Source organism: Thauera phenylacetica B4P, assembly GCF_000310225.1.
GTDB classification, from domain to species: domain Bacteria; phylum Pseudomonadota; class Gammaproteobacteria; order Burkholderiales; family Rhodocyclaceae; genus Thauera; species Thauera phenylacetica.
Map to the genome: position 1 here is coordinate 1 of NZ_AMXF01000227.1, position 6,627 is coordinate 6,627.

Here is a 6,627-nt window from a genome sequence, read left to right on the forward strand (position 1 = left end):
GGTGCTGGCGCTGCTCGCCGCGCTCGGCGCCGCGGGCTGGCTGGCGCGGCTGTGGGTGCCGCCGGCCACGCTGCGCCTGACCCAGGTCGCGGTGACCAGCGTCGTGGACGAGGCGCAGCGCGCGCCCGCAGAGAGCCTGCGCCACATCGAGGCCGGCCGCCTGCTCGCCGAGGGGCTTTATGCCTACACCGCGATCCATGCGCCGCTGGGGCTATCGGAGAAGGTCGTCCACGTGTGGCGTCACGAGGGGCGGGTGGTGGACCGGATCGAGCTGGAGGTGAACGGCGGACGCGCCGAGGGCTACCGGGCGTGGACGCGCAAGCGCAACTTCCCGGAGGATCCGCGCGGACGCTGGCAGGTGCAGGTGCTCGCCGCGGACGACCGCATGATCGGCACGCTGCGCTTCACGGTGGAGTGATCGGGAAGCCCCGCGCGACCGTGTGTGCCGGTGCGCGCGGGTAGGCGGCAAGACTCGTCGCGATCTTCAGCAGATGCGTTCCCAGAGGCTCTGTTCGTCCTCGAACTGGTCGAGCTCCAGGCCCTTGAAGTCGCTGCGCGAGACGATGCCGACCACCTTGCCGTCGACCACCACCGGCAGATGGCGGTAGCCGCCGTCGCACATCATGTGCAGCGCTTCGATCGCCTTGCGCTCGGGCTCGATGGTGTCGGGCTTCGCCGTCATGACCTCGGACAGATGCACCTTGGCCGGGTCGCCGCCGCTGGCGATCACCTGCACCGCGTCGCGGCCGGTGAAGATGCCCTTGAGATGAGCGTGCGCGTCGGTCACCAGCACCGCGCCCACGCTGCGCTCGCACATGCTGCGGCAGGCGGCCTGCACGGTGTCGGTGGGGCGCAGCATCAGCGGGTTCTGGTCCTTGACGATGAAGGAGATGTTGCGGTTGGTCATGGCGGCCTCCTCTTGTGCTGCTTGGTGTGATTTCCGTCACACCATATGACGAATGAAGCGCGTGGGTTTTGACATTGGTTAAGCTCTGCGGAGTTCGATCGAGCCGGCGCGCGCCCTCGCGGTTCCGCGCGAGGTGCGCCGCGCGATCCCCGCTGTGAACTCCGACCTTTCTTCCGCGTCGGCGACGGTCTAGGCTCAATCCATGGACCCGCAAGCCGGAATGCCTCCTGTCGTGGCCGAGTCGGCCTCGCCCCTGCGCCTGCGCAGGGTGGCGATCGACACCTGGCGGGAGAACGTCGTCTATTTGCATCGCGACTGCGCGATCTATCGCGCCGAGGGCTTCCAGGCCCTCTCCAAGGTCGAGGTGCGCGCCAACGGCCGCCGCATCCTCGCCACCCTGAACGTGGTCGACGACGGCTGCATCGTCCAGCCCGACGAACTCGGGTTGTCGATCGACGCCTTCGTCCAGCTCGGTGTCGACAACGGCCACCCGGCGATGATCGCGCAGGCCGAGCCGCCGTCCTCCATTCCGGCGCTGCGCCGCAAGATCGCCGGCGAGCGGCTCGCGCGCGAGGATTTCCGCGCCATCGTCCGCGACATCGCCGAGCACCGCTACTCCAAGATCGAGCTCACCGCCTTCGTGGTCGCCACCAACCAGGGCGAGCTCGACCGCGAGGAGGTCGCCTTCCTCACCGAGGCGATGGCGGCGGTGGGCCACCGCATCGACTGGCACGAGCACCCGGTCGTGGACAAGCACTGCATCGGCGGCATTCCCGGCAACCGCACCTCGATGCTGGTGGTGCCGATCGTCGCCGCGCACGGCATGCTGTGCCCCAAGACCTCCTCGCGCGCGATCACCTCGCCCGCAGGGACCGCCGACACCATGGAGGTGCTCGCCTGCGTCGAGCTGCCGACCGAGGTGTTGTCGGGCATCGTGCGAGAGCACCGTGGCTGCCTCGCCTGGGGCGGCACCGCCAACCTGTCGCCGGCCGACGACGTGCTGATCTCGGTCGAGCGCCCGCTGTCGATCGACTCCCCCGGGCAGATGGTGGCCTCCATCCTGTCCAAGAAGCTCGCCGCGGGTTCGACCCACCTGGTGCTCGACATCCCGGTGGGGCCGACCGCCAAGGTGCGCTCGATGGCCGAGGCGCAGCGGCTGCGCAAGCTCTTCGAGTTCGTCGCCGCGCGCATGAACCTGACCATCGACGTGGTCATCACCGACGGCCGCCAGCCCATCGGCAACGGCATCGGCCCGGTGCTCGAGGCGCGCGACGTGATGCGCGTGCTCGAGAACGACCCGCGCGCGCCCAACGACCTGCGCCAGAAGGCCCTGCGCCTGGCCGGGCGCATGCTCGAGTTCGACCCCGACGTGCGCGGTGGCGACGGCTTCGCGATCGCGCGCGACATCCTCGACTCGGGCCGCGCGCTGGCGAAGATGGACGCGATCATCCGCGCCCAGGGCGCGCGCCCGTTCGATCACAACGCGCCGCCGCTCGCCCGCCTGAGCTTCGAGGTGTGCGCCGAGGCCGACGGCGTCGTCGTCGCGATCGACAACCACCAGCTCGCGCGCATCGCCCGCCTGGCGGGGGCGCCCAAGATGCAGGCCTCGGGCGTGGACCTGCTCCGTAAGCTCGGCGAGCCGGTGGCCAGGGGCGAGCCCTTGTACCGCGTCCATGCCGACTACCCGGCCGACCTCGAGTTCGCCCGCCAGGCCAGCGCGCGCGCCAGCGGCTACGTGCTGGGGGCGGCGGACGAGGTGCCGCACCTGTTCGTCGAGTTCTGAGCCGGGTGGCGGGCGGGCTCGCCGGACGCAAGCCGCGAGCCGCCAATTCGCATCCGGGGCGTGAAATTCTGCGCGGCGATCGGAGCCGCCCGACGTGTAACCTTCCGGCAATGAGTACCGAAGACACCCTGCTGATGCATTTCGACGACGAGCGCGAGGAAGCCTTGCGCCTGGCGCGTGCGGCAGGACTGCAGGCGGTGGAGATCGAGCGCCACCGCTTCCCCGACGACGAGCTGCGCCTGCGCCTGCCCGCCGAGCTGCCGGCCAATGCGGTGCTGTTCCGCAGCCTGCACCGGCCCAACGAGAAGCTGCTCGAGCTGCTGCTGGTGGCGCGCAGCGCCGGGCGCGGCGGCGCGCGTCACCTCACCCTGGTGGCGCCCTACCTGGCCTACATGCGCCAGGACAAGGCCTTTCATCCGGGCGAGGTGGTGAGCCAGCGCATCGTCGGCGAATTCCTCGCCGGGCTGTTCGACGGCGTGATCACCGTCGACCCCCACCTGCACCGCATCTCCAGCCTCGCCGAGGCGATTCCCGTCCCGCATGCGGTCGCGCTTTCGGGGGCCGGCCTGCTCGCCGACGTGGCGGTCGCGCACCGCGAGCGCCCGCTGCTGGTGGGGCCGGACGCCGAGTCGGCGCAGTGGATCGAGACTGCGGCGCGGCGTCACGGGCTGGATGCCATCGTGTGCACCAAGATCCGCCACGGCGACCGCGAGGTCGACATCGCCCTGCCCGAGGACGCGCAGGTGACCGGGCGCGCGGTGGTGCTGCTAGCAGCCTGTCGGACTACCCCCTGTAAAATGCCGCATCGCCCCCGGATCCTGAGAGCATGAGCCGCTTCCGCCCGATCGACCGCCAAACGGACTACCTGCTGCCGCCCTCGGTACAGGAGTGGCTGCCCGAAACGCACCTGGCGCGCTATGTGGTCGACGTGGTCGAGGCACTGGACCTGTCGGCGCTGGAGCGGGCGTATGCGGGGCGTGGGAGCGATGCGTACCACCCGGCGATGCTGCTGTCGCTGCTGATCTACGGCTACGCGACGGGGACGCATTCGAGCCGCCGGATCGAGCGGGCGACTTACGATTCGCTGGCGTTTAGGTTCATCGCCTGCAACCAGCACCCGGACCACGACACCCTGGCGAGTTTCCGGCGCCGCTTCGGCGAACAGTTCGCCGAGCTCTTCGTGCAAGTGCTGCAGGTCGCACGCGAGAACCAGCTCTCGCGCTTTGGCACGGTCAGCCTGGACGGCACCAAGCTGCACGCCAACGCCTCCCGGCACAGTGCGCTGTCTTACGGGCACGCGCAGAAGATCGAAGCGCAGCTCAAAGCCGAGGTGCAGGAGATGCTCAAGCTGGCCGAGGCTGCCGACCAAGGCAATGTGCCTGAGGGGGTGGATTTACCGGCGGAGATCAAGCGCCGCGAAGACCGTCTGGCGGCCATCGCGACGGCCAAAGCCAAGATCGAAGCCCGCGCGAAGGAACGTTTCGAGCGCGAGCAAGCCGAGTACGAGGCGAAGATGGCCCAGCGCCAGGCCAAGCAGGCGAGCACGGGCAAGAAGCCCGGTGGCAAGCCCCCCAAGCCCCCGCAGACGGGGCCACAGGCCGAGGATCAGATCAATCTGACCGATGAAGACTCGCGCATCATGAAGGTGGCGGGCGGTGGTTTCGAGCAGTGCTACAACGCGCAAGCTGTGGTCGATACCGAATCGATGCTGGTGGTGGCGCCCCACATCACCACCGCCGGTAACGACAAGGAGCAGGTCGCGCCGATGCTCGAGTGCATCCAGGCACTGCCCGATGGGCTCAATCAACCCGCGCGGCTGCTGGCCGACACCGGCTTTTACAGCGAACGCAACGTCCAGCACTGCCACGACGCCGGGGTCGAGCCGCTGATCGCAGTGGGGCGCGATGCGCATCATCCGGATTGGCGCAGCCGCTTCGAGGAGCCCGCACCGCTCGAGACGCCCACCTCCCACGTCGAGCAGATGAAGCACGCCCTCAAGACCCAGACCGGTCGCGCCGCCTACGCGCTGCGCAAACAGACCGTCGAGCCGGTGTTCGGCATCATCAAGTCCGTGATGGGTTTCCGTCAGTTCCTGCTGCGCGGTGTTGGCAACGTGCGCAACGAATGGACGCTGGTCTGCCTCGCGTGGAACTTCAAGCGCATGGCCGTATTGCGTCTGCAGTGAGAAGAAACGACAGGAGCATGGCGATTTCACGCGAAAAAGGCGCTTTCGGCTCTGAAATGCCGATTATTTTTCACATCATGAAAACCCGCCTGCCGGTACGCCGTCCGCCGGCTTCAAGTCCGACAGGCTGCTAGACGACGTGGCCAGCTCCGGGCGTACGCTCGCACGCGCCGCCGAGCGCCTGCACGCGGCGGGGGCGGCTTCGGTGGATGTCGCGGTCACCCACGCGCTCTTCGCCGGCGACGCGCTCGAGGTGATCCGTGCCGCCGGCGTGGGCGAGGTGTGGAGCACCGACTGCATCGCCCACCCGAGCAATGCCGTGCAGATCGCGCCGATGCTGGCCGAGGCGCTGCGGGCCGTCCTCGTCGACTAGCGCACTTCGCCGCGCACCCCGCCCGCGTGTGCCTCGCCGTGGGCGCATTGGCGTGTGCGCGGCGATGACGATCACGGTCCTTAATGCTAGGATTCTTGCTTGCGCACTGCAGCGAGCCCCGCTCTTCGGGGCCGCGGGCGGTTTCCGCACATCCGTCGGGGCAGGAATTCAGTGGAGCAAGCGGTCAGGACCGTGATCTTCGCCGATCTGACAGGCAGCACAGGCCTGTTCGAGTCGGCTGGCAACGTGGCGGCGACGCAGATCGTCACCCGGTGTACGCACGCCCTCGGCCGTCATCTCGCCTGCGCCGGCGGGCGCATCGTCAAGTATCTCGGCGATGGCGTGCTGGTGCTGTTCGACGATCCGGTCGCCGCGGTGCAGGCGGCCTCGCGGCTGCAGGACGTGCTCGAGGAGCTCGCCGGCGCCGAGCTGCGCCGCGCCCCGATCGGGGTCAAGACCGGCGTCGCGCTCGGCCCCATCGTCGAGCATGACGGCGACTGCTACGGCGACCCGGTCAACGTCGCCGCGCGCCTGAGCGACCGCGCCCAGACCGGCGAGACCCTCATCGGCGAGTCGGTGTTCGCCAACCTGCCCGAGAGCCTGCGCCTGGCCTGTCACAGCCTCGACCGCATCAGCATCAAGGGCAAGGCCGAGCCGATGCGGGTGTGGCGGGTGGATTTCGCCCGCACCGCGGAGACCACGCTGACCACGCTGCTCGGCTTCGACGACCTGGTCGCGGGGGCGCGCCCGGTGCGCCGCGTCGACCTCGAGCGCCTCGACCAGCGCATCGAGCTGCACGCCGATGATCCGCCGCTGATCCTCGGCCGCGGCGACGGCGCCGGCTTCCCCGTCGAGGACGCGCGCGTTTCGCGCCGCCATGCCCGGCTCGAATGGACCGCGGGGCAGTGCGTGCTCACCGACTTCAGCAGCAACGGCAGCTGGGTGCGCCTGCGTGGCAACTCGGCGCCGGTGGTGCTGCGCCGCGACAGCTGCACGCTCTATGGCGAGGGCGAGATCGGCCTCGGCGCCGCCCCCGACGACTTCACCGCGCCCACGCTCTCCTTCCGCGTCATCGACGAGGGCTGAAGGCCCATGCACCACGGGGCTGCGGGTGCGCCCGCCGGCTGCGGCCTTGCCCATGCACTGCGGCGTGTTCCGATGCGAATCCCGAGTCTCCTCCTGCTCCTGCTGCCCTTCTGTGCGATCGCGCAGGACTGGAGCGCGCGCGCGCTCGGCGAGATCGCGGTGTACCCCGAGTTCCGCGCCCCTGCGCGCGTGGTCGCGGGCGAGGAGGCGAGGATCGCCGCCGAGGTCGGCGCGCGCGTCGTCGCGATGCCGGCGCGCACCGGCGCCGCGGTGGCGCGCGGCGCCGAGCTGGT

The 6,627-nt window shown here is 69.8% G+C and carries 7 protein-coding genes and 1 pseudogene; 7 read left to right on the forward strand and 1 reads right to left on the reverse strand.

Features of this window, described 5'->3' with window-relative positions:
* Positions 1–418, forward strand: a 418-nt coding sequence (locus tag C667_RS18905) for a DUF2914 domain-containing protein (protein WP_039922231.1), incomplete at its 5' end; no start/stop codon positions are given.
* A 66-nt stretch (positions 419–484) separates the two neighbouring features.
* Here C667_RS18905 and C667_RS18910 read toward each other — a convergent pair.
* Positions 485–907: a CBS domain-containing protein gene (locus tag C667_RS18910; protein WP_004376296.1), complete on the reverse strand. Its 423-nt coding sequence runs from the start codon at positions 905–907 to the stop codon at positions 485–487.
* A gap of 220 nt (positions 908–1,127) precedes the next feature.
* Here C667_RS18910 and C667_RS18915 point away from each other — a divergent pair, with 220 nt between their 5' ends.
* From C667_RS18915 to C667_RS18940, 6 genes and pseudogenes are all read left to right on the forward strand, one after another.
* Positions 1,128–2,690 (forward strand): thymidine phosphorylase family protein, encoded by a 1,563-nt coding sequence (locus tag C667_RS18915; RefSeq protein WP_039922232.1) that lies wholly within the window; start codon positions 1,128–1,130, stop codon positions 2,688–2,690.
* 110 nt (positions 2,691–2,800) lie between these two features.
* Complete coding sequence (locus tag C667_RS18920) at positions 2,801–3,520, forward strand: ribose-phosphate pyrophosphokinase-like domain-containing protein (RefSeq protein ID WP_004376301.1); 720 nt, start codon at positions 2,801–2,803, stop codon at positions 3,518–3,520.
* Complete coding sequence (locus C667_RS18925) at positions 3,517–4,875, forward strand: IS1182 family transposase (RefSeq protein ID WP_004356467.1); 1,359 nt, start codon at positions 3,517–3,519, stop codon at positions 4,873–4,875. The genes C667_RS18920 and C667_RS18925 overlap by 4 nt, the downstream gene beginning before the upstream one ends.
* A gap of 139 nt (positions 4,876–5,014) precedes the next feature.
* Positions 5,015–5,248, forward strand: coding sequence for a phosphoribosyltransferase family protein (locus C667_RS18930; protein ID WP_004376303.1), 234 nt, complete (start codon positions 5,015–5,017; stop codon positions 5,246–5,248).
* 171 nt (positions 5,249–5,419) lie between these two features.
* Positions 5,420–6,334, forward strand: coding sequence for an adenylate/guanylate cyclase domain-containing protein (locus C667_RS18935; RefSeq protein ID WP_004376305.1), 915 nt, complete (start codon positions 5,420–5,422; stop codon positions 6,332–6,334).
* Positions 6,335–6,406: 72 nt separating this feature from the next.
* Positions 6,407–6,627, forward strand: a pseudogene (locus tag C667_RS18940) (efflux RND transporter periplasmic adaptor subunit); the annotation flags it as partial.

Bases quoted from the DNA above. Each gene is read 5' to 3' on its own strand.
- C667_RS18910 (WP_004376296.1), bottom strand. From the start codon at position 907: ATGACCAACCGCAACATCTCCTTCATCGTCAAGGACCAGAACCCGCTG.
- C667_RS18915 (WP_039922232.1), top strand. From the start codon at position 1,128: ATGCCTCCTGTCGTGGCCGAGTCGGCCTCGCCCCTGCGCCTGCGCAGG.
- C667_RS18920 (WP_004376301.1), top strand. From the start codon at position 2,801: ATGAGTACCGAAGACACCCTGCTGATGCATTTCGACGACGAGCGCGAG.
- C667_RS18925 (WP_004356467.1), top strand. From the start codon at position 3,517: ATGAGCCGCTTCCGCCCGATCGACCGCCAAACGGACTACCTGCTGCCG.